This is a genomic window from Nonomuraea deserti (genome assembly GCF_004348685.1).
GTDB lineage: Bacteria > Actinomycetota > Actinomycetes > Streptosporangiales > Streptosporangiaceae > Nonomuraea > Nonomuraea deserti.
On the sequence record NZ_SMKO01000045.1, the window covers coordinates 15,955 to 34,291 of the forward strand.

20 protein-coding genes are annotated in these 18,337 nt (G+C 70.7%); 10 read left to right on the plus strand and 10 right to left on the minus strand.

Annotation, left to right across the window (positions count from 1 at the left end; genetic code table 11):
- Window positions 1-5 precede the first annotated feature (5 nt).
- Window positions 6-1,067: a coiled-coil domain-containing protein gene (locus E1292_RS18775; protein ID WP_132596514.1), complete on the plus strand. Its 1,062-nt coding sequence runs from the start codon at window positions 6-8 to the stop codon at window positions 1,065-1,067.
- A 222-nt stretch (window positions 1,068-1,289) separates the two neighbouring features.
- Here E1292_RS18775 and E1292_RS18780 read toward each other — a convergent pair whose 3' ends face one another.
- The 3 genes from E1292_RS18780 to E1292_RS18790 all read right to left on the minus strand — a co-directional run bounded on the left by E1292_RS18780 (window position 1,290) and on the right by E1292_RS18790 (window position 3,099).
- The gene (locus E1292_RS18780) at window positions 1,290-1,484 is read right to left on the minus strand and encodes a hypothetical protein (protein ID WP_132596515.1); all 195 of its coding nucleotides are present in this window, start codon (window positions 1,482-1,484) and stop codon (window positions 1,290-1,292) included.
- Window positions 1,485-1,606: 122 nt separating this feature from the next.
- Window positions 1,607-2,359: a GntR family transcriptional regulator gene (locus E1292_RS18785; RefSeq protein ID WP_132596516.1), complete on the minus strand. Its 753-nt coding sequence runs from the start codon at window positions 2,357-2,359 to the stop codon at window positions 1,607-1,609.
- A 152-nt stretch (window positions 2,360-2,511) separates the two neighbouring features.
- Window positions 2,512-3,099, minus strand: a complete 588-nt coding sequence (locus tag E1292_RS18790) for a VanZ family protein (protein WP_220446923.1) — start codon at window positions 3,097-3,099, stop codon at window positions 2,512-2,514.
- Window positions 3,100-3,208: 109 nt separating this feature from the next.
- Here E1292_RS18790 and E1292_RS18795 point away from each other — a divergent pair, with 109 nt between their 5' ends.
- Genes E1292_RS18795 through kynU form a run of 3 tightly spaced genes read left to right on the plus strand, consistent with a single transcriptional unit; the run spans window position 3,209 to window position 6,640 of the window.
- Window positions 3,209-4,618: an aldehyde dehydrogenase family protein gene (locus tag E1292_RS18795; protein WP_220446924.1), complete on the plus strand. Its 1,410-nt coding sequence runs from the start codon at window positions 3,209-3,211 to the stop codon at window positions 4,616-4,618.
- The gene (locus tag E1292_RS18800; RefSeq protein WP_132596518.1) at window positions 4,611-5,408 is read left to right on the plus strand and encodes a 2-keto-4-pentenoate hydratase; all 798 of its coding nucleotides are present in this window, start codon (window positions 4,611-4,613) and stop codon (window positions 5,406-5,408) included. Before E1292_RS18795 ends, E1292_RS18800 begins: the two co-directional genes overlap by 8 nt.
- A complete protein-coding gene (gene kynU / locus E1292_RS18805) occupies window positions 5,405-6,640 on the plus strand; it encodes a kynureninase (RefSeq protein ID WP_246090188.1) in 1,236 nt (411 codons plus the stop codon). The genes E1292_RS18800 and kynU overlap by 4 nt, the downstream gene beginning before the upstream one ends.
- On the opposite strand, the gene E1292_RS18810 is transcribed toward kynU, so the two are convergent.
- Both E1292_RS18810 and E1292_RS18815 read right to left on the minus strand, forming a co-directional pair.
- The gene (locus E1292_RS18810; protein WP_132596519.1) at window positions 6,633-7,007 is read right to left on the minus strand and encodes an MmcQ/YjbR family DNA-binding protein; all 375 of its coding nucleotides are present in this window, start codon (window positions 7,005-7,007) and stop codon (window positions 6,633-6,635) included. The two genes, kynU and E1292_RS18810, sit on opposite strands and share 8 nt — an antisense overlap.
- Complete coding sequence (locus E1292_RS18815; RefSeq protein WP_246090189.1) at window positions 7,004-8,071, minus strand: DUF2293 domain-containing protein; 1,068 nt, start codon at window positions 8,069-8,071, stop codon at window positions 7,004-7,006. The genes E1292_RS18810 and E1292_RS18815 overlap by 4 nt, the downstream gene beginning before the upstream one ends.
- 106 nt (window positions 8,072-8,177) lie before the next feature.
- On the opposite strand from E1292_RS18815, the gene E1292_RS18820 reads away from it, so the two are divergent.
- The gene (locus E1292_RS18820; RefSeq protein ID WP_132596520.1) at window positions 8,178-8,981 is read left to right on the plus strand and encodes an FKBP-type peptidyl-prolyl cis-trans isomerase; all 804 of its coding nucleotides are present in this window, start codon (window positions 8,178-8,180) and stop codon (window positions 8,979-8,981) included.
- Between the two features lie 43 nt (window positions 8,982-9,024).
- Here the strand turns inward: E1292_RS18820 and E1292_RS18825 are convergent, their stop codons facing one another.
- The gene (locus E1292_RS18825) at window positions 9,025-9,933 is read right to left on the minus strand and encodes a M23 family metallopeptidase (RefSeq protein ID WP_132596521.1); all 909 of its coding nucleotides are present in this window, start codon (window positions 9,931-9,933) and stop codon (window positions 9,025-9,027) included.
- A gap of 112 nt (window positions 9,934-10,045) precedes the next feature.
- Between E1292_RS18825 and E1292_RS18830 the strand changes: the two genes are divergently transcribed.
- Window positions 10,046-12,751 (plus strand): AfsR/SARP family transcriptional regulator, encoded by a 2,706-nt coding sequence (locus tag E1292_RS18830; protein ID WP_246090190.1) that lies wholly within the window; start codon window positions 10,046-10,048, stop codon window positions 12,749-12,751.
- A 101-nt stretch (window positions 12,752-12,852) separates the two neighbouring features.
- Here the strand turns inward: E1292_RS18830 and E1292_RS18835 are convergent, their stop codons facing one another.
- Both E1292_RS18835 and mads6 read right to left on the minus strand, forming a co-directional pair.
- On the minus strand, window positions 12,853-13,167 hold the full coding sequence (locus E1292_RS18835; protein ID WP_132596523.1) for a GNAT family N-acetyltransferase: 315 nt from the start codon (window positions 13,165-13,167) through the stop codon (window positions 12,853-12,855).
- Window positions 13,164-14,510, minus strand: coding sequence for a methylation-associated defense system protein kinase MAD6 (mads6, locus tag E1292_RS18840; protein WP_132596524.1), 1,347 nt, complete (start codon window positions 14,508-14,510; stop codon window positions 13,164-13,166). Before mads6 ends, E1292_RS18835 begins: the two co-directional genes overlap by 4 nt.
- 61 nt (window positions 14,511-14,571) lie before the next feature.
- Here mads6 and E1292_RS18845 point away from each other — a divergent pair, with 61 nt between their 5' ends.
- Window positions 14,572-15,186: a type 1 glutamine amidotransferase family protein gene (locus tag E1292_RS18845; RefSeq protein WP_132596525.1), complete on the plus strand. Its 615-nt coding sequence runs from the start codon at window positions 14,572-14,574 to the stop codon at window positions 15,184-15,186.
- Window positions 15,183-15,629, plus strand: coding sequence for a MarR family winged helix-turn-helix transcriptional regulator (locus tag E1292_RS18850; RefSeq protein WP_132596526.1), 447 nt, complete (start codon window positions 15,183-15,185; stop codon window positions 15,627-15,629). Before E1292_RS18845 ends, E1292_RS18850 begins: the two co-directional genes overlap by 4 nt.
- A gap of 74 nt (window positions 15,630-15,703) precedes the next feature.
- Here the strand turns inward: E1292_RS18850 and E1292_RS18855 are convergent, their stop codons facing one another.
- Window positions 15,704-16,192 carry a hypothetical protein gene (locus E1292_RS18855; RefSeq protein WP_132596527.1) on the minus strand — a complete coding sequence of 163 codons (489 nt, stop codon included), beginning with the start codon at window positions 16,190-16,192 and terminating at the stop codon, window positions 15,704-15,706.
- A 410-nt stretch (window positions 16,193-16,602) separates the two neighbouring features.
- On the opposite strand from E1292_RS18855, the gene E1292_RS18860 reads away from it, so the two are divergent.
- Window positions 16,603-16,866, plus strand: coding sequence for a hypothetical protein (locus E1292_RS18860; RefSeq protein WP_132510847.1), 264 nt, complete (start codon window positions 16,603-16,605; stop codon window positions 16,864-16,866).
- A 228-nt stretch (window positions 16,867-17,094) separates the two neighbouring features.
- Here the strand turns inward: E1292_RS18860 and E1292_RS18865 are convergent, their stop codons facing one another.
- Complete coding sequence (locus tag E1292_RS18865; RefSeq protein WP_246090191.1) at window positions 17,095-17,685, minus strand: C40 family peptidase; 591 nt, start codon at window positions 17,683-17,685, stop codon at window positions 17,095-17,097.
- A gap of 357 nt (window positions 17,686-18,042) precedes the next feature.
- On the opposite strand from E1292_RS18865, the gene E1292_RS18870 reads away from it, so the two are divergent.
- Window positions 18,043-18,306, plus strand: a complete 264-nt coding sequence (locus E1292_RS18870) for a hypothetical protein (RefSeq protein WP_132596529.1) — start codon at window positions 18,043-18,045, stop codon at window positions 18,304-18,306.
- Window positions 18,307-18,337: the final 31 nt, after the last annotated feature.

The window sequence follows — 18,337 nt, forward strand, 5'->3', positions numbered from 1 at the left end:
CCCCCATGACAAACCAGCACGAGAGCCTCCCCGATCTGATGCAAGAGGACACCTTCGAAGTCGTGATGCGCGGTTACAACCGCCGTCAGGTCCACGACTACATGATCCGCGTCCGTAACCAGATACGTGATCTTGAAGAGCGGCTGGCGCGAGCGATCGATCAGGCCGAGCAGGGCCGCATCGAGCTGGCAGAGGCCAGGCGGCGCATGGTCGAGACGCCGCAGAGCTATGAGGATCTCAGCCCTCGCCTTGCGCAGATCCTGCGGCTCGGCGAGGAGGAGGCCGCGGCGAAGCGCGAAGACGCCGAGACCGAGGCCGCCGGCGTGCGAGACGCGGCCAAGACGGAGGCCGAGCGCCTGGTGACGACGTCCCGCGAGACCGCCGACAAGGTCCTCTCCTCCGCCCAGGCGGAGGCCGAGCGCCGGGTGAACGAGGCGACGCAGTCGGCGGAGCGAATGCTGGCCCAGGCGGGCGCCGACGCGGAGGAGCAGCTCACGGCGGCCCGCACCGAGGCCGAAGAGGCGATCAGGGAGGCGAAGGCCGAGTCGGAGCGGGTGCTCGCGGCGGCCCAGGCGCGGTCGGACAAGCTGCTGCAGAACTCCAACGCCAAGGCCGAGCAGCTGGTGACGAGCGCGCGCGACGAGGCCGAGTCGATGCTGGAGTCGGCCAGGCAGCGCACCGCCGTGCTGGACGAGCAGGCGGGCCGCCGGGTCGAATATCTGACCAACACGCACACCGAGGTCGTGCGGCGGCTGACCGAGGTCAGCACCGTGCTCGGCGACCTCATGCGCAGCGAGTCGGCCGCCGGGCCGCTGATCCCCGACGCCGTCGTGCCGTCCGCGCCGCCCGCCCCGTCGCCTGGCGCGATGCCCGTGCCGTCGAAGGGCGAGACGCCCGCGCCGTCGAAGGGCGAGACGCCGTCGCCCGGCACCACGTCCGCGCCCGCCGCGCCGCAGGAGGACGTGCGGGTCATCGTCGACGACGACGATTCGGACAAGACCCGGAAGGTCAAGGTCTCCGACGACACCGAGGTCAACGTCATCCGCCTCTCCGAGGCGAACAAGTAGGTCCTCTACCCGCTGGGGCGGGAGGACGACGGTGCGGAGCGGAAGCCCCCGCCCCCGATAGGGTCGGAGGCTTCCGCGCTCGTGGCCCCTCCATGCGTGGTGGCCCGGTGCCGGGGCCGCCGAGACGCTGGACCCGGCACCGGGCTGCTCGTGTGTCGCCGGCCGCTGCCGGCGTCAAGGAGGTGCGGGGCCGGCCCGCCACGAGTGCTGCTCGCCGGCCCTTCACTCCTGGTCCCGGAGCTGGTCGCGCAGGCCGTCCGGGTCGTCCGCGTCGATGGTCATCGCGCATCCGGCCTCGCGCTGCGCCGCGCTGATCGGATGGTGTCTCGTGGCCCACCAGCGGCCCGCATCGCTCCGCCAGATGGTCCAGTGGGGGAACTCCCGGGCTATTTCCGCAAGATGCCGATCAAAGGACATCTCCGTCCACCTTCCCGGGCCCCCAGGCGAGGTTCCATCTCTTTAGAAGATGAGCCACCTCTCTAGAGAATTCTATGATCGTGACGGTCAGGTCAACCTATCGCTTGACAGGTCGCCTTGACCTAAGCGTCGAAGTCGTACTGGAGTACATACGCGGCGGAGTCCAGCACCATCTCGTTGACCTCGACGGGCAGCCCGCCCGACGTGTACGCGGTGCGCGCGATCACGATCACGGGTGTGCCTCCGGGCAGCTCCAGCAGGGCGCTCTCGCGCGGTGCCGGCATGCGGGCGCGCACCTCCTCGGTGAAGTGGGCCGGTGGCACGCCCAGGTCGCCCAGCCTGGCGTAGGCCCCGCCGGGCCCGGTGTCGGGGAGGGTGATCGCGCTGCCCTCCACCAGGTGGGCGGGGAAGAAGGAGGTGGCCAGCTGCACGGGTCTGCCGTCGACGGAGTAGCGCCGCCTGCGCACCCAGACCTCCCGGCTGTCGAGGACGCCCGCCACCTCGTCGGACGCCCGCTCCAGCACCACCTCCACCCGGTCGACCTCGAAGGGACGGCCGCGCGCGTCGGCGTCCCAGATGGCCCGTCCCTGACCCCATTGTTCGCGTGACAGGCGGCGTGAGCCGTGCCTGCGTATCGGTTTGAACAGCCGCACGTAAACCCCCGAACCTCGTTTGGGCACTGCCAACCCTTCATTGATCAGTACGGCAAGCGCTTGCCTGGCGGTTGCCCGTGCGATTGCGTATTCGGCCATCAGCGCGTTCTCGCCCGGTAGTCGGTCCCCGTCGCGCAGTTCGCCGGACAGGATCCGGGCGCGGAGGCCGTCGGCGATGCGGCGATAGATAGGGGGCTCGTGGGGTACCGGGGATTCAGACACGTTTGATCACCCTCTGTCACCAACCAGGTTGTGGCGTCTCCAGAGAACTTGCCCCGTCTTGTCCACGATCGCACAGATACACAGGTTGGTCGCGAGCTTCTTTTGAGCGGATCGTGCCCGTGTGGTGAATTCCGCGATGTTTTCGCGGACCGTTACCGCGAAACAGTCACGGCCGGTATTCGACCGGCCCACCAGCGGCGAGTAACCAAGGCAAAGATCACGGCGCCCGCCGTGTTGAGAATGACGTCGTCCACGGACGAGAAACGGCCCAGCCGCAGGGCGTACTGGAGCACCTCGACCAGGACCGAAAAGGCCGCCGCGACGGCCGCAACACGGACGGTCGAGGACATCGCCCGGCTGCGCACCGGCAGCAGCGCGCCGAGCGCCGCGAACACCAGCAGGTTGCCCCCGACCTGGACCAACACCGCGTCCCACGGCGCCGCGGCCAGGTCCGCGAGGTCGGTGAACGGGACGAGACCGACACCTGTCCGACCGGTGGACGGGGTGAGAATCATCCAGATCCACGGCGTGGTCCCGACCACGATGCCGACGTCGGCGATCGAGGTGCGCAGGGCCGCGGGACGCCCGGCGCGGGCGCGGTGCCGGGAGAGAAGCAAGATTGCTAGCAAGGCCAGGGGGAGCGCAAACGTACCAGCAATAATGACTGTTCCCCACAATTCCCACGTCCGCGCCATCCGACCATCATGGCGAGCGATCAAGGGGTACCGGAAGATGTCCATCCGGACAGGGTCATCCACCGAGACGATGCGATCGAAGGCTCCTTTCCCCGGGCCACCCGTTGTCCATCGACCGCACAGCGATCTATACAGAGAGATAGAGGAGAGTGTTGTGCTGACCCATTTCATCGGTGGCCTGCCGGTGGCCGCGGGCAATCCGTTCCCCGTCCATGATCCGGTGACGGGCGCGGTGGTGCGGCAGGCGCACGAGGCCGACCCCGAGGTGGTCGACCGGGCGGTCCGGGCGGCCAGGGAGGCGGCGCGCGACTGGGCGGCGATGCCCGTCGGCGAGCGCGCCGGGTGGATGCGCCGCCTGGCCGAGGGCATCGAGTCCCGCTTCGACGACCTGGTGGCGGCCGAGATCGCCGACACGGGCAAGCCGTTCGACCAGACCCGCACGCTCGACATCCCGCGCGGCATCGCGAACTTCCGCGCCTTCGCCGAGATCGCCGCCCAGCGCCCCGACGACGCCTTCCACCTGTCCGGGGTGCTCAGCTACACCGTGCGCAGGCCGCTCGGCGTCGTCGCGGTGATCGTCCCGTGGAACCTGCCGTTCCTGCTGATGACCTGGAAGCTGGCCCCGGCGCTCGTCGCGGGCAACACGGTGGTGGTCAAGCCCTCGGAGAGCACGCCGGGCTCGGCCGCGGTGTTCGCCGAGATCTGCGCCGAAGCCGGGCTGCCCCCGGGCGTGGTCAACATCATCTTCGGGTACGGTGCATCGGGCCAGCTCCTGGTCGAGCACCCCGACGTCGACGGCGTGACGTTCACCGGCTCGACCAGGACGGCCACCACGATCATGAAGACCGTGGCCGACCGGGTCAAGCCGATCTCGTTCGAGCTGGGCGGCAAGAACGCCGGGCTCGTCTTCGACGACTGCGACCTCGACCGGGCGATCGACGGCGCCGTGCAGTCGGTCTTCACCAACGGCGGCCAGGTCTGCCTGTGCACCGAGCGGCTCTACGTGCACCGCTCGATCTTCGAGGAGTTCTGTGCCCGGCTGGCGAGCCGGGCCCAGGAGGTCGAGCCGCAGCCGATGATCTCGCTGGAGCACCGCGAGAAGGTGCTCTCCTACTATGCCTTGGCCCGCTCGGAGGGAGCCAAGGTGCTCACCGGGGGCGGCGTTCCCGCCTTCAACGACCACCGCGATTCCGGATATTTCGTGGAACCGACGGTGGTGACAGGCTTATCGGAATGGTCGAGGTTCAACAGGGAAGAGATCTTCGGGCCGGTCTGCCACGTCGCGCCCTTCGACAGCGAGACCGAGGCGATCGACCTGGCCAACAGCAGCGACTACGGCCTGGCGGCCACGCTCTGGACCACCGGTCTCGACCGGGCCCACCGGGTGGCCCAGCGGCTGGAGGCCGGGCTCGTCTGGGTCAACACCTGGTATCTGCGCGACCTGCGGACCCCGTTCGGCGGCGTGAAACTGTCGGGCATCGGCAGGGAGGGCGGCATCCAGTCGCTCGACTTCTACTCTGAACCCACCACTGTCACCATCAAACTGGAGCAACCCGATGCATGACGAATGGTCCCAGGCCGTGGACGCGCGAACCCAGGCCGCCGACCGGCTGCTGGAGGCCGCGCGTACGGGCAAGCCCTGCCCGCCCATCAGGGACCTGGTGAGTACGGCCGCCGACGGCTACGCCGTACAGGAGATCAACACCCGGCGGGCGATCGGCGAGGGCCGGCGGCCGGCCGGCAGGAAGGTCGGCGTGACCAACAAGGCGCTGCAGCAGCGCTTCGGCATCGACCAGCCCGACTTCGGCATGCTCTTCGCGGACGCGTCGTACTGCGACGGGCTGCCCGTGCCCCTGGACAGGTTCCTGCAGCCGCGCGCCGAGGCCGAGGTCGCGCTGGTGCTCGGCCGTGACCTGAGCGGCGGGCCGTTCACGGTGGCCGACGTGATCAGGGCGGTGGAGTTCGCGCTGCCCGCCATCGAGATCGCCGACTCGCGCATCGCCGACTGGGACATCACGCTGGCCGACACGGTCGCCGACAACGCCTCCGCGGGGGCGTACGTGCTGGGCGGCACGCCCGTGCCGCTGACAGGGCTCGACCTGCGCGCGGCCGCGATGACGATGACCCGGGGCGGCGAAGAGGTCTCGACCGGCTCCGGCGCCGAGTGCCTGGGCCACCCGCTCAACGCCGCCGTCTGGCTGGCCACGCGGCTCGGCCGCACCGAGTACGCGCTGCGCGCCGGCGACGTCGTGCTGACCGGCGCGCTCGGCCCCGTGGTGCCCGTCGAGGCGGGCGACGAGTTCGAGGCCCGCATCGACGGGCTCGGCTCCGTACGCGCGGTGTTCCCGGCGTGAGCGCGCGCGACGAGGCCAACCGCGTGCCGGCTCGGACCGTCTCCCGCGAGCGGTGCCTCGCACTCGACGCGGACGACCCGCTGCGGCGCTTCAAGGACGAGTTCGTGCTGCCGGAGGGCGTCGTCTACCTCGTCGGCAACTCGCTGGGCGCGCTGTCCCGCCGTGCCGTCGAGCGGGTCCGCCGGGCGGTCGAGGACGAGTGGGGCGGGCAACTCGTCGGCGGCTGGAACCACGCCGGGTGGTTCGAGCAGCCGGTGGCGGCCGGCGACCGGCTGGCCCCGCTGATCGGCGCCGGCCCCGGACAGGTGGTGGTGGGCAACACCACCTCCATCGCGGTCTTCCAGGCGGTGGCGGCCGCGCTGCGGCTGCGCCCCGGCCGCCGGGTGATCGTCTCCGACGTGAGGAACTTTCCCACCGACCACTACATGGTGCAAGGGCTGGCCGGGCTGCTCGGCGGCTACGAGGTGCGCGACTTCGCGGAGGGGCGCTTCGACGACGCGGCCGTGGTGCTGCTGGCGGAGGTCGACTACCGCACCGGCGCCCGGCACGACGTGCCCGCCGTCACCGCCGAGGTGCAGGCGGCGGGGGCACTCATGGTCTGGGACGTGTGCCACAGCGTGGGCGCCATGGAGGTGGACGTCTCGGCGGCCGACTTCGCGCTCGGGTGCACGTACAAGTATCTGAACGCCGGGCCTGGCGCGCCCGCCTTCCTCTACGTCAACCCGCGCCACCACGCCGCCGCCGAGAACGTGTTGTCCGGCTGGCACGGCCACGCCGAGCCGTTCGCGTTCGAGCCCGGCTACCGGCCGGCCGAGGGCGTCAGGCGGTTCGCGGTGGGCACCCCGCACGTGCTGTCGTTCGCCGCGCTCGACGCCGCGCTCGACCTGTGGGCTGAGGTGCCGATGGCGCAGGTGCGGGCCAAGAGCATGGCGCTGACCTCGCTCTTCGTCGACCTCGTCGGCGACGCGCTGAAGCTCGTCTCGCCGGCGGACGCCGCCGCGCGCGGCAGCCAGGTGAGCTTCCACCACCCCGACGGCTATCCGGTGATGCGGGCGCTGATCGACCGCGGCGTGCACGGCGACTTCCGCGCGCCCGACATCCTCAGGTTCGGCTTCGCGCCGCTCTACGTCGGCTACGCCGACGTCCACGACGCCGCCGCCACGCTGCTGGAGGTGCTGGACAAGGAGCTGTGGCGGGACGAGAAGTATGCCAGGCGGCTGGCCGTCACCTAGCCTCGTCCAGCCGCTTGATCGCGCGTTTGGGGGCGATGGCCCGGTAGCTCTCCTCCACCCAGTCGAGCAGCACCTCGGTCTCGGGCAGCTCCGACAGGAACGGCACGGTCACCCAGCCCGCCCTGCCCAGCCCGTAGCCGCTGGGCCGCGCCCCCTCGACGGTCAGCGCGTGACCGTGCGCCTCCGACAGCAGCTTCACGCCGAACGTCGGGTCCCACTTCTCGGTCTGCTCCTCCAGGCCGAGGAAGAGGAACACCTTCTTGTTCACCTTGATCACCGTGTCGCCCCACGGGTGATCCTCGTGGCTCTCGGGCAGCCCGAGGGCGAACGCGCGCAGTTCCTCACGTACGTCCTGCCAGTCGCTCATGACCGCACGTTACCCCGGAACTCGTCGAGCTTGTGTTCGATGCGCTCCCTGATCAGGTCGCGGGCCTCCATCCGCGGCACGCCCGACATCAGCAGCCGGTCGTAGTCGGTGTCGAGATGCCGGATGGAGGCGATCACGGCGAGCGTGATGGCGTTCTCGTCGAGCGCCCTGGCCGCCGCCGACCTGCCCACCCGTCCGCTGCCGCGCTGGCCCGCGTGCTCGGCGATCTCCCGCGCCCGCGGCTCGGGGCAGCCGGGGAACAACCGGGCGATCTCGGCCGCCATCCTGGTCTGAAACTCGACGTCCTGCTCCGCCCTGCGTACGCGGTCGCGCTCCCTGCGGCGCAGCCGTACCTCCTCGTCGGCGAGGCAGCGCTCCTCGGCGGCGGCCAGCGCGGCCTCCTCCACCAGCAGGCCCACGCGCTGGTAGATCTTGCGCCGCCGGTTGTAGCGGACGACCACCGCGGACAGGCCGCTCTCCTGCTTGGCCCGCCGGCTGAGCGCCGCGTCGCCCGCGGGCAGGAACGCCAGGTGGTCGAGGTCCGCGCAGGTCAGGCAGTGCGGCCGGTCGTCCTCCATGATCAGGTAGGGGCCGGTGTCGCCGCAGGCCGCGCACGTCCAGGCATCGAGCGGGGCCACCGCCACCAGGTCGGGCGGCTTGCTCTGCGCCTCGGTGAGCCGGCGCACCCGGGCCTCGCTGAGTTCGGGCGAGAGCCAGTGCACGCGGAACGCCTCCTGCCCGTCCCCCGACGTGAAGCGCAGCTCGCGGCGGTCGCGGGTGCCGGCCACGTAGGGCGTGTCGACCGGCCGCAACCCCCTGGCCAGGGCCCACTCCCGCAGCAGGGCGGCCGCGGTGAGCAGGCGGTCCTCGCCGACGTCGGACAGCTCCGCCAGCGTGGCCGCCCTGCCCTGCCGCCAGACGTCGACGTGCCTGGTGTGCAACCAGCGCAGGCCCGTCACGACGTCGATGAAGGTCACGTATTTCCTGGCGGTCAGCGCGATCTCGGCCGCGTCGGCGACCCTCCGCGCCAGCTTCGGCCTGCTCGCCCCGTCGGTTCGACTCACGTACCCCAGTGTCCCGCGCCCTTTGTCGTGAGATGGCGAGAGCCGCAGCATTCCTTTTCGCCATAGCGGCAAGTAACTCCTTCGGACCTGCCCCTGGAGGAGAATCGTGCGTTTGATCTGGCCCGCCCTGTTCATGCTGGCCACCTCGTGTGGCGCGGCTGAGGAGGGCACGCAGCCCGTCGTAACGGGCTCGTTCGGCAGCAAACCGGTCGTCGCCATCCCCACGGGCAACCCGGGCCACACGCCGCGCATCACGGTGCTGTCCGTGGGCAGCGGCCGGCGTACGGTCCCCGGTGACGTGGTGCTCGCCGACGTCGACATCCGGCGCTGGTCCGGCAACCAGCCCTACCTCAGCACCCACGACGGGCACCAGCCCACGACGGTCGTCTTCGACGGCAGGCTGGTGTCGGAGACGTGGCGGCAGTCGCTCATCGGCCGGTCGGCGGGCAGCAGGGTCATGCTGATCAGCCCGGCGGCGGACGCTCTCGGCCCCCACGTGCCGCTGACCGGCCTGGCCCCGGCGGACACGCTGGTGCTGGTCTTCGACATCCTGGGCGGCTACCCGCCCGACGCCCGGCTCGTCGGGCGTCCCCTGCCGGTCGTCCCCGCCGACCTGACGCCGGCCGCGCAGCCGCGCGTCCTCATCGACGGCTCCGGGCCGGAGGTCGTGGCCGGCGCGAAGGTCGTGGTCCAGTACGTGGCCGCCTCCTGGCCGTCACGCACGGTCGTGGACTCGTCGTACCGGAGGGGCGGGCCCAGCGCGTTCACCCTGGAGGAGGGCTCCGTGCCCGCGGGCTGGACGGCCGCCCTGGACGGGCTGCGCGTCGGCAGCCGGGTCGCCGTGCCCTCCCCGGGGCCCGCGCCCATGCTCTACGTCGTCGACGTCCTCGACACGATCACGCAGGCGTAGGCCGGGCGGCGCGCCACCACCCGGCCCGGTCCTGGTCGCGGCTCTAGTCGCAGTGCTCCCACGGGCTGTCGTACGTGGTGCCGCCGGCCGAACCGCCCCACCTGACGCAGGTGCTGGGCGCGGACGCGGTCACCGGTCCCGCGTAGTAGGAGAAGTTGCCCGAGTCGGTCTTCCTCGCACTGCCCTGCACTTCCAGGTAGGCGCTGGTGGCGGTGGCGGTGCCGAGCGACTTGGACTTCAGCGTGACGACGCAGTTGCTGCGGTTGCCGCTGTTGTAGAGCAGGTAGACGGTGCCGTTGGTCCCGAGCGCGGCAGAGTCGATCACGTCGAAGCCCGAGCCGCAGACCTCCTGCGGGCTGTACGGGTTGCTGGAGCCGCCGCAGTTCCTGGAGGTCAGCGTCTGCTGCGGGTAGCCGAAGGTCGTCCCGTCGAAAACCGCCCGCTGGATGTTGGACGGATAGCTGCTTCCCTTGCGTACCTCGTAGTGGAGGTGAGGCTTGATGTTGTTGCCCGGCTTGCTGGTGTTGCCCACCGTGCCGATCTTCTGGCCCTGCGAGACCGACTGTCCCTGGCTGACCGAGCGGACGTTCAGATGGGCGTAGTACGTGGACCAGCCCGACCCGTGGTCGATCTTGACCAGGTTGCCGAAGCCGTTCGTCGAGCCCTGGTGCGCCGAGATCACCACGGTGCCGGCCGCGGCGGCCACCACGGTGTCGCCGAGGTCGGCGTCCGCGGTGCTGCCGCGGTTGAAGTCGATCTCGTACGACCTGTGCGCGCTGCTGGCGCTGGAGTTGCCCGTCCAGGACTGGCCGCAGGGGAACGGCAGCTGGAAGTTGGTCGCGAGAATCTGCGCCTCCTCCGACTCCGGCGCCGGGTCGGCCGCGGCGGCTGACGTCGTTCCGAGGCTGAATAACAGTGCGACGCCCGCGACCATTGCTCCGCTGAGCTTCATGGGGTGATCCTTTCCGTGGGATCTCTGAGACAAGGGTCTGCATTGGCCGCACATAAATCGTCCAGAACCGATACAAGAGCTGTCAGGCCTCTGTAGAGGAGCGCTGATGCGGATGTCGATCACTTTCCATGTGCTCGGGCCGCTCGAAGTCCGGTCAGCCGGACGCCCCGTCCGGATCTCCGGCAGGAAACCCCGGCTGCTGCTGGCCACGCTGCTGCTGGACGCGGGCCGGATGGTCGGCGCCGACCAGCTCGTCGAGGTGCTCTGGCCGCATCGTCCACCGCGTTCCGCGCAGGCCAACGTGCGCACGTATGTGAGCGTTCTCAGATCGGAGCTGGGCCAGGGGCACTTACGCGCCGACGGCTCCGGCTACGCGATCGACGTGGCCGACGGCGCGCTCGACCTGCTGCTCTTCGAGGACCTGGTGGACCGGGGCGAGTACGCGGAGGCGCTCGCGCTCTGGCGCGGCGCGCCGCTGTGCGACCTGCCGGGCAGCCCGGTCTGGGACCGCCGTCTCGAACTCCTTCATCAGCGACGCCTGCGCGCCGCGGAAGCCCTGATCGACCGCCGTCTCGAGCGGGGCGACCACGACGGCGCGATCTCCGAGCTGCGCGGGCTGCTGGCCGAGCACCCCTACCGGGAGGACTTGTGGGAGCGCCTGGTGCTGACCCTGCACAGGGGCGGCAGGAAGGCCGAGGCCCTGCGCGCCTACGCCACGGTCAGGGGCAGGCTCGTGGACGAGCTCGGCGTCGAGCCGGGCGCGGAGCTGCGCGGGGCGTACGAGCTGATCCTGGCGGACGACGCGCTGCCCGCCGCCCCCCGGCAGCTTCCGCCTGATCTGCCCGACTTCACCGGCAGGGCGGGCGCCCTGGCCGAGCTCGCGGGGCCGTTCTCCGTCGCGGTGATCTCGGGGCCGCCCGGCGCGGGCAAGTCGGCGCTGGCCGTGCACGCCGCGCACGCGCTGTGCGCGTCCTTCCCCGAAGGGCAGCTCTACCTGGAGCTGGACGGCAGGGCGCCGGGGAACCTGCTGGCCGAGGCGCTCAGAGCGCTCGGCGTGGAGGCGGCGCCGCCCACGGTGCGCGAGCGCTCGGCGCTGTTCAGGTCGCTGCTGGCCGAGCGGCCGATGCTGGTGGTGCTGGACGACGCCCGCGACGCCGGCCAGGTGCGGCCGCTGCTGCCCGGCAACGGCAGCGCGGTGATCGTCACGAGCAGGCGCCGGATCACCGAGCTGCCGGGCGCGGTGCGGATCCAGCTCGGCCGGCTCGGCCCGCAGGAGGCGCTGGCGCTGCTCGGCAGCATCGTGGGAGAGGACCGGGTGGCCCGCGAGCGGGAGGCCGCGCAGGCGATCGTGGCCGCGTGCGGGCGGTTGCCGCTGGCGGTCAGGAACGCCGGCGCGCGGCTGGCCGGCCGGCCCGGCTGGTCGCTGGCGGTGCTCAGGCAGCGCCTGGAGGACGACTGCCTCGGCGAGCTGGGAGACGTGCGGGCCACCCTGGACCACGGATACGCGCGCCTGCCCGACGAAGCAGCCCGCATCCTCGGCACGCTCGGCAGGCTCGGCGCGCCCGCCCAGCCGGGCTGGGTGATCGACGCCGCGCTCGGCAGGCACGGCGCGCACGACGTCACCGACCTGCTGGTGGACGTCAACCTGCTCGACCTGGTCGGCACCGATCCGGTGGGCCAGCCGCGCTACCGGGTGCCCGACCTCATCGGCCGGCACGCGCTCGAACGCGGCCCCGCGCTGCTGCCCTCCGGCGGCCCGGGGGAACGCGGCGGGCTCGACGCCGTGGCCAGGGTGCTGGCCGCGTGGACGGCGACCACCGAGCACGCCATGGCGCGGCTGCCGACCACCGTGTTCAGCCTCACCGCTGCCAGGGCGCCGCGCTGGCGGCTGCCGGAGCGCACCCTCGAACGGCTGACCGCCGACCCGGTCACCTGGTTCGAGGCCGAGCACGAGGCGCTGGCCGGCGCGGTGGACGTGGCGGCCGAGCTGGGGCTGGCCGAGTCGGCGTGGGGGCTGGCCGCGGCCATGGTCCCCTGCCTCGACCTGCGCTGCCACCTGGGCACCTGGCGGCGCACCCATACCTCCGCGCTGGCCGCCGCCCGCGCTGCCGGCGACACGTACGGTGAGGCCGCCATGCTGAGGGGCCTGGCCCAGGTCAGCCTCTACCAGGACCGGTACGAGGAATCCTCGGAGGGCTTCACCCGATCCCTCCAGATATTTCACGACTTAGGCGACAGCCGGGCCGAGGCCACCTCCATCTGCGGCCTCGGCGCGGTGAGCCAGTTCCGCGGCGGGTACGCCCGCTCCCTCGGACACTTCCGGCACGCCCTGGCCATCTTCCTGGCCACCGGCGACAAACAGGGCGAGGCGTTCGCCCGCCAGGCCATCGGCCGGGTCTGCCTCAAGTCCGGCGACCTGGCGCAGGCGTCGCAGTCGCTGGGCCAGGCCATGCGGCTGGCCCAGGAACTCGGGGACGCCCACCGGGAGGGCTGCGTGTGCGTCCAGATGGGGCACCTGCACCACGCGATGTCGTTCCACCGGCACGCGCTGGAGATCTTCGAGTCGCTGGGGGACCGGCACTGCGGGGCGTACGCGCTGCAGAGCCTGGCCGGTCTCCAGGCCGAACGCGGAGACCTGGCGCGGGCCTCCACCGGGCTCGAACGCTCGCTGGAGATCTTCCAGGAGCTCGGCGACCGCAGCGGCGAGGCCTCGACCACCGAGTTGCTCGGAGAGCTGCACCGTTCGGCCGGGCGAACCGGGCTGGCGCTCGACTACCTCCGGCACGCCAAGGCGCTCCGCCGCAACCTGCCCGCCTGAACGGGTCGTCGACGCGGGCGCCCGCTGCTCGGCCACGTTGGCGATCTCGGTGGTCGCCTGGATCCGGTTGACCGTCGAGTGGTCGAACAGGTAGCGGGCGATCAGCCGCTGCGCCTGCGTGCCGTACCCCTGCCACGGAACTCCGGCGCCACGATCAGCCCCATCGACCAGTAGTGGCTCGCGCGGTTGGCCACCTGCTTGTTCCACGACACGAACCCGGCCCGATCGTCGCCGTCCGCGATGATCAGGATGCCGCCGTCGTCGCCGAGCATGCCGTGCTCCTCCCAGCGCCGGCGCAGGTGGTGGCGGTTCTGGAAGCCGTACCACTGGAATTCGCCCGTGCTGCCGGGGTCGCTCATGAGGCGACGCAGGAAGGGCAGGTCGTCCTCTTCGACGGGACGCAGGCTGATGGTCATGAGCGGGACACTATGCGACGTACGAGACGTCTGAGCCGCGACTCCTGGAGCGGCGACGCCGTCAGGGCGTCGAGCGCCTCGGCGGCGGACGGCCGCTTGGCGGGGGAGTGGTCGAGCATCCTGCGCACCACCTCGGGCACGTCGGGCCCGTGGGCGTCGGCGCTCGTCGGGAGCTGGCCGGTGAGGAGCTGGTAGGCGATGGCTCCGGCGGCGTAGACGTCGGAGGCGGTCGTCATCCGGTCGGGGCGCTCCTGGCACTCCGGCGCCACGTAGTGGGCGTCGAGCACGTTGCCCAGCTCGTGGGCCACGGTGTAGTCGCGCTGCCCCGGCTTGGCGTAGTCGAAGCCGGTCAGCACCGCGTGCCCGTCGTCGGTGACCAGCACGGACGCGGGCGTCAGCGCCCGGTGGACGACGCCGTTGGCGTGCGCGTGCGCCAGCCCGCTCAGCAGATCCCTGATCACGCCGAGCCGGGCGCCCCGGCCCAGCGACAGGTGCAGGGCCTCGCCGTGCACGTCGTCGAGCACCAGCACGAACCGGCTCTCGTCGTCGATGGCGAAGAAGTCGCGCGGGCGCACCACGCAGGGGTGTGACGGGATGCGGGCCAGGGTCTGGTAGGCGTTGGCGATGCGCTGTCGTTCGGCCGCCCGCGCCTCGTGGTCGGCCAGCGGATCGGCCTGGTAGACCCGGAGCAGCACGGTCTCGCTGCCGGGCAGCGTCACGTTGAACGCCCGATATTCGGTGACCTTGGCGTCGCCGCCGAGTTGCTCCTCGACCTCCCAGTTGCCGAACCTGGGCGGCGCGGTGCTGCGGCGCACGGTCTGGTTGAGCGCGTCGAGGATCGCCGTCATATAGGGCCTCGCGTCGGGGCTGCACCCGCGCCTGACCCGCGAGACGTCGCTCAACGTGGCCAGCAGCCCCGGCAGGTCGGTGACGTTGACCGCGTCGCGCCCCGCGGGATCGACCAGCTCGGCGTCGGGTGAGGTGAGCACGACCAGGCAGTCCACGTAGACCCGCTCCAGCTGCGTGGCCTGCGACACCAGCAGCCCTTTCAGCGCCTTGGCGGTGCCGCGCAACTTGGCCACGGGGGAGCCGAAGGCCTCCCTCCGCGGCGGGAACCAGCGGGTGCCGGACACCTCGATGCGCCCCCGGGTGCCCTTGACGTCGACGACCACCAGCGAGTGGCCGGTCAGCACGATCAGGTCGACCTCGAAGACGTCGTGGCCGCGCGGAAGCTCGATGTTGTGCAGCAGCAGCCAGTCGGCGGGTGCGTGATCTCGCAGGTAGGCGATCACCCGCCGTTCGGCGTCGTTGACTGGACGTCCCCCGCCGACGATCTCTGCCATGCGGACCATACTCCCACGGGAACCACTTGACAGCATACTGTCCTAATGACAGCATGATGACATGAAGACGATTCACCACGCCGTGTACGACACCTTCGCCGACTGGGAGACCGGGCACGCCACCGCCCACCTGCGCAGCGAGCGGTTCCACCGCGAGCCCGGCGGCTACGAGATCGTCACGGTGGGCCCGTCGGCCGAGCCCGTGGTCAGCATGGGCGGGCTGCGCGTCACGCCCGACCTCGCGCTCGACCGGCTCACCCCCGAGGACAGCGCGCTGCTCATCCTGCCCGGCGCGGATCTGTGGGACTCCGGCGACGCGCTGGCCCCGTTCGCACGCAAGGCCAGGGAGTTCCTCGATGCGGGCGTGCCGGTCGCCGCCATCTGCGGCGCCACGGCCGGGCTCGCCCGCGAGGGGCTGCTGGACGACCGCGCCCACACCAGCGCCGTCGTGCACTATCTGCAGAACCAGCAGGGTTACTCGGGCGCCGAGCACTACCTCGACCGTGACGCGGTGCTCGACGGCGACCTCATCACGGCCGGTCCGACGGAGCCGGTGGCGTTCGCCAGGGAGATCTTCCGGCGGCTCGACATCTACCGGCCCGAGGTGCTCGACGCGTGGTTCCGGTTGTTCGCCAGGAGCGACGCTTCGGCCTTCGAGGTGTTGATGGCGGCATGACCGAGTCGGCCGACCTGCTCTCGGGCCTGGCGCTCGGGGCGTTCCGGCTCAACGGCCAGTTCCTCCAGGTGGCCGAGGGGCTCGCCCGGCCGGCGGGGATGACGGCGGCGTGGTGGCAGGTGCTGGGGGCGGTGCTGCGCGAGCCGCTGCCCGTCGCCGGGATCGCCCGGGTCATGGGGATGAGCAGGCAGGGCGTGCAGCGCATCGCCGACCTGCTGGTGGAGCGGGGACTGGCCGAATACCGGCCCAACCCCGCGCATCGCCGGGCCAAGCTGCTCCAGCCGACGGCGGCGGGCCGCGAGTCCGTCGCCAAGATCACCCCCGCGCACCAGGAGCTCGCCGACCGCCTCGTGGCAGAACTGGGCGAGGAGACCGCCCACGAATGCCTGGCGGCCCTGCACCGGCTCTCCGCCGCCCTCCACGACCTCGGTGAACACCCCTGACGCGCACACCCTGGCCGCGCCCTCGGACAACCTGACGAGGGTGGCGGCGGGCGCGCTGTCGCCACGGTCACGCCTTATCGCACCGCCGGAGCCGGCGTCACCCGCAGTTTCCAGCGCGGTTTGAACACCGACAGCACCGTCGAGGCGATGAGCATGACGATCTGCGCGCCCAGCGCGCCCGTCTGGCTCCACTGGTCGGAGGCGAGGGCCGCCTCGCCCCCTTCGGTGGCGGCCGCCATCCCCTCCGGGTCGAAGAGGAACATGCCCACGCAGATCACGGCCACCAGCAGCCCGAGCTTGAGCGTCACCCAGTAATAGCGAAACAGTCCCCAATGGCTGGTCAGGCCCAGCGTGATGCCGGTGACCAATGCGGTGAGGCTGAGCGGTATACCGCCCGCGAACACCAGGTTCGGCATCAGCCGGTAGGCGGCGTGCGCCAGCTCCGGATCATTTGTCAGCGTCGCCGCGGTATTCAGCACCACCAGACCCCACACCTCACCGAGCAGCGCGACCGACACCATGATGTGGATGACCAGGACCGTCTTGCGGATAGGTGGCCGCATCGATCTCACCTGCCTCGGGATTCGGGAACTCGACGACCATCGTCGCCGCTTCGCCGGCGCCCGCACGTCCGTCCGGAGGCGGCGATCGCGGTACGCCGAGCGGCGTACCGCGATTCTCAAGTTTCGGGTGATCGTTGCCTAAACGGAAGTGAATGGGAGGGCCATCGGCCACGCGGTCAGCCAAAACGAATATCCACGCCCGGTCTGCCGGCGGCGTATATATGTGGCGCGTCGGCGAAGAGCGGGAAAATCCGACGCCAAGAAACCGAGGTTTTCCCTTGACCTCCGGAAGGGCATTCCGGGTTGCGGTTTCCGCTGCCTGCCGCGATCGTTATGGGCGGCACCTCACAGCCCTGCAAAAACGACTATGGCGCCGGAAATTCCGCGCCTATCCATGGAGGAAACCAATCATGATCCGTCGCATTCTGGCAGGTGCAGCAATCGCGGCCGCCGCGCTCGGCTTCTCCGCCGCCGGAGCCTCCGCCGACGTTCCCAACCCGCACAATGAGGGGCAGAACATTCTCAGCCAGCTGAGCGCCCTCGACGACCTGACCGCGCTGAACGACGTGCTCAACGACTCGGTCAAGTACGTCGACGTCCTCACCCTGCTCCACCTGAACGACATCGACGCCAGCGTCCTGAGCAACCAGAAGAACGTCGGCGACGACAACTGACGGCTCCTCACGTGCGTAGGCAGGAAGCCGATCGGCGACTCCCGTTCCGCATAAGGGGAGCCCGCCCGGCCAAGGTCGCCTTCCTGATGCCTTGAGGTGAACCGGAAAACGGGTCGTGGATATTCGCGAGTCCACGGCACGGGCTTGGTGGCCACCAGGCTTTCAGCGCCGCGCGGCTCGGGTCGATCACTGCAGGACGACCAGGGCCGCGCGGCCGCTTGCGACCGCCTACGCGCCTTTCGCGCCGGCGACGTTGGCCACGCTCTCGCTCGGCCGCACGATCCCGAGAAAGGTGCGCCGGTCGAGCGGATCGATCCGTACGAGAGCGCCGGTGTACGGCGCGTGCACCATCCGCGTCGCGTCCACCGCCACGGCCACGTGCTCGGGCCCGGAACTGCTCCGATCGCTGTCGTAGAAGACCAGGTCACCGGGTTGCACGTCCTCCTTGGCGATCCGCACGCCCGACCGCCACTGCTCGTACGTCGTCGTGCCGATCAGCACGCCGGCCCGCGCCCACGCGTACTCGGTGAGTCCCGAGCAGTCGAATCCCCTGATCCCGGCCCCTCTCCCGACCCCGTAACCGGGCCCGCGCACCCCGCCGCCGCCCCACGAGTACGGGACGCCGATCATCTCTATCGCCGCCCGAACGGCGATGGCGCCGGCCGGGGAACGCGCCGCGGCGGCCGTTTCCGCCGCCATCCTGCAATGGCCCGGCGAATGTGCGCCGCACCTGTGGGCGGCCAGCGCGGGCGTGGAATGCATGGCGCCCAGAATGGTCAGGGTCAGCGCGGTCGCCAGCGGCGGCTGTGTTGTTTTCATGGCATATTCAGCGCTCCCGTGACTCGTCGGCGGCACACCAGGACGTTCCGTCGGGAGCATTCCGCCATTCCTGTGGGGATGAAACGCCTTTTGGACATGCCGGGCGCACGTATGGCGATAAGATGAAAAATCGCGCGCGTCCAACTCCGTATGAATCGGGATAAATCAGGATCGGCCCGAACTGGCCGTGAAGGGCGGCCAAGGAAATGGGGCGGGCATTTGACTTCGACTTAGCTAAGGCCGGTTGCGGCGTGCCGGTGGGCACGAGATTGTTATCCACGAAAATCTCGCGACCCTGTGCGAGCGAATCCGAAGACGCGCATTCCGCGCCGATTCCGACGAAGGAGAAGTAGAGAAATGATGCGTCGCATTCTTGCCGGTGCAGCCATCGCGGGCTTCATGCTGGGCTTCTCGGCCACGAGCGCCTCGGCCGACGTTCCCAACCCCTACAACAAGGGCAAGCAGATCCTGAGCCAGCTGAGCCTCGCCGATGACCTCACCCTGCTCAACGACGTCGGCAACGACTCCGTGAAGTACATCGACATCCTCACTGCGGGTCACCTGCAGGACATCGACCTCAGCCTCCTCAGCAACCAGGAGAACGTCGGCGACGACAACTGAGTCGTCCGAGGTGGTGGCGGCTCCCCGCGTA

Coding starts and splice junctions, on each gene's coding strand:
- E1292_RS18775 (WP_132596514.1), top strand. CDS start 6: ATGACAAACCAGCACGAGAGCCTCCCCGATCTGATGCAAGAGGACACC.
- E1292_RS18780 (WP_132596515.1), bottom strand. CDS start 1,484: ATGTCCTTTGATCGGCATCTTGCGGAAATAGCCCGGGAGTTCCCCCAC.
- E1292_RS18790 (WP_220446923.1), bottom strand. CDS start 3,099: ATGGACATCTTCCGGTACCCCTTGATCGCTCGCCATGATGGTCGGATG.
- E1292_RS18800 (WP_132596518.1), top strand. CDS start 4,611: ATGCATGACGAATGGTCCCAGGCCGTGGACGCGCGAACCCAGGCCGCC.
- E1292_RS18810 (WP_132596519.1), bottom strand. CDS start 7,007: ATGAGCGACTGGCAGGACGTACGTGAGGAACTGCGCGCGTTCGCCCTC.
- E1292_RS18825 (WP_132596521.1), bottom strand. CDS start 9,933: ATGAAGCTCAGCGGAGCAATGGTCGCGGGCGTCGCACTGTTATTCAGC.
- E1292_RS18830 (WP_246090190.1), top strand. CDS start 10,046: ATGTCGATCACTTTCCATGTGCTCGGGCCGCTCGAAGTCCGGTCAGCC.
- E1292_RS18835 (WP_132596523.1), bottom strand. CDS start 13,167: ATGACCATCAGCCTGCGTCCCGTCGAAGAGGACGACCTGCCCTTCCTG.
- mads6 (WP_132596524.1), bottom strand. CDS start 14,510: ATGGCAGAGATCGTCGGCGGGGGACGTCCAGTCAACGACGCCGAACGG.
- E1292_RS18845 (WP_132596525.1), top strand. CDS start 14,572: ATGAAGACGATTCACCACGCCGTGTACGACACCTTCGCCGACTGGGAG.
- E1292_RS18850 (WP_132596526.1), top strand. CDS start 15,183: ATGACCGAGTCGGCCGACCTGCTCTCGGGCCTGGCGCTCGGGGCGTTC.
- E1292_RS18855 (WP_132596527.1), bottom strand. CDS start 16,192: ATGCGGCCACCTATCCGCAAGACGGTCCTGGTCATCCACATCATGGTG.
- E1292_RS18860 (WP_132510847.1), top strand. CDS start 16,603: ATGATCCGTCGCATTCTGGCAGGTGCAGCAATCGCGGCCGCCGCGCTC.
- E1292_RS18865 (WP_246090191.1), bottom strand. CDS start 17,685: ATGAAAACAACACAGCCGCCGCTGGCGACCGCGCTGACCCTGACCATT.
- E1292_RS18870 (WP_132596529.1), top strand. CDS start 18,043: ATGATGCGTCGCATTCTTGCCGGTGCAGCCATCGCGGGCTTCATGCTG.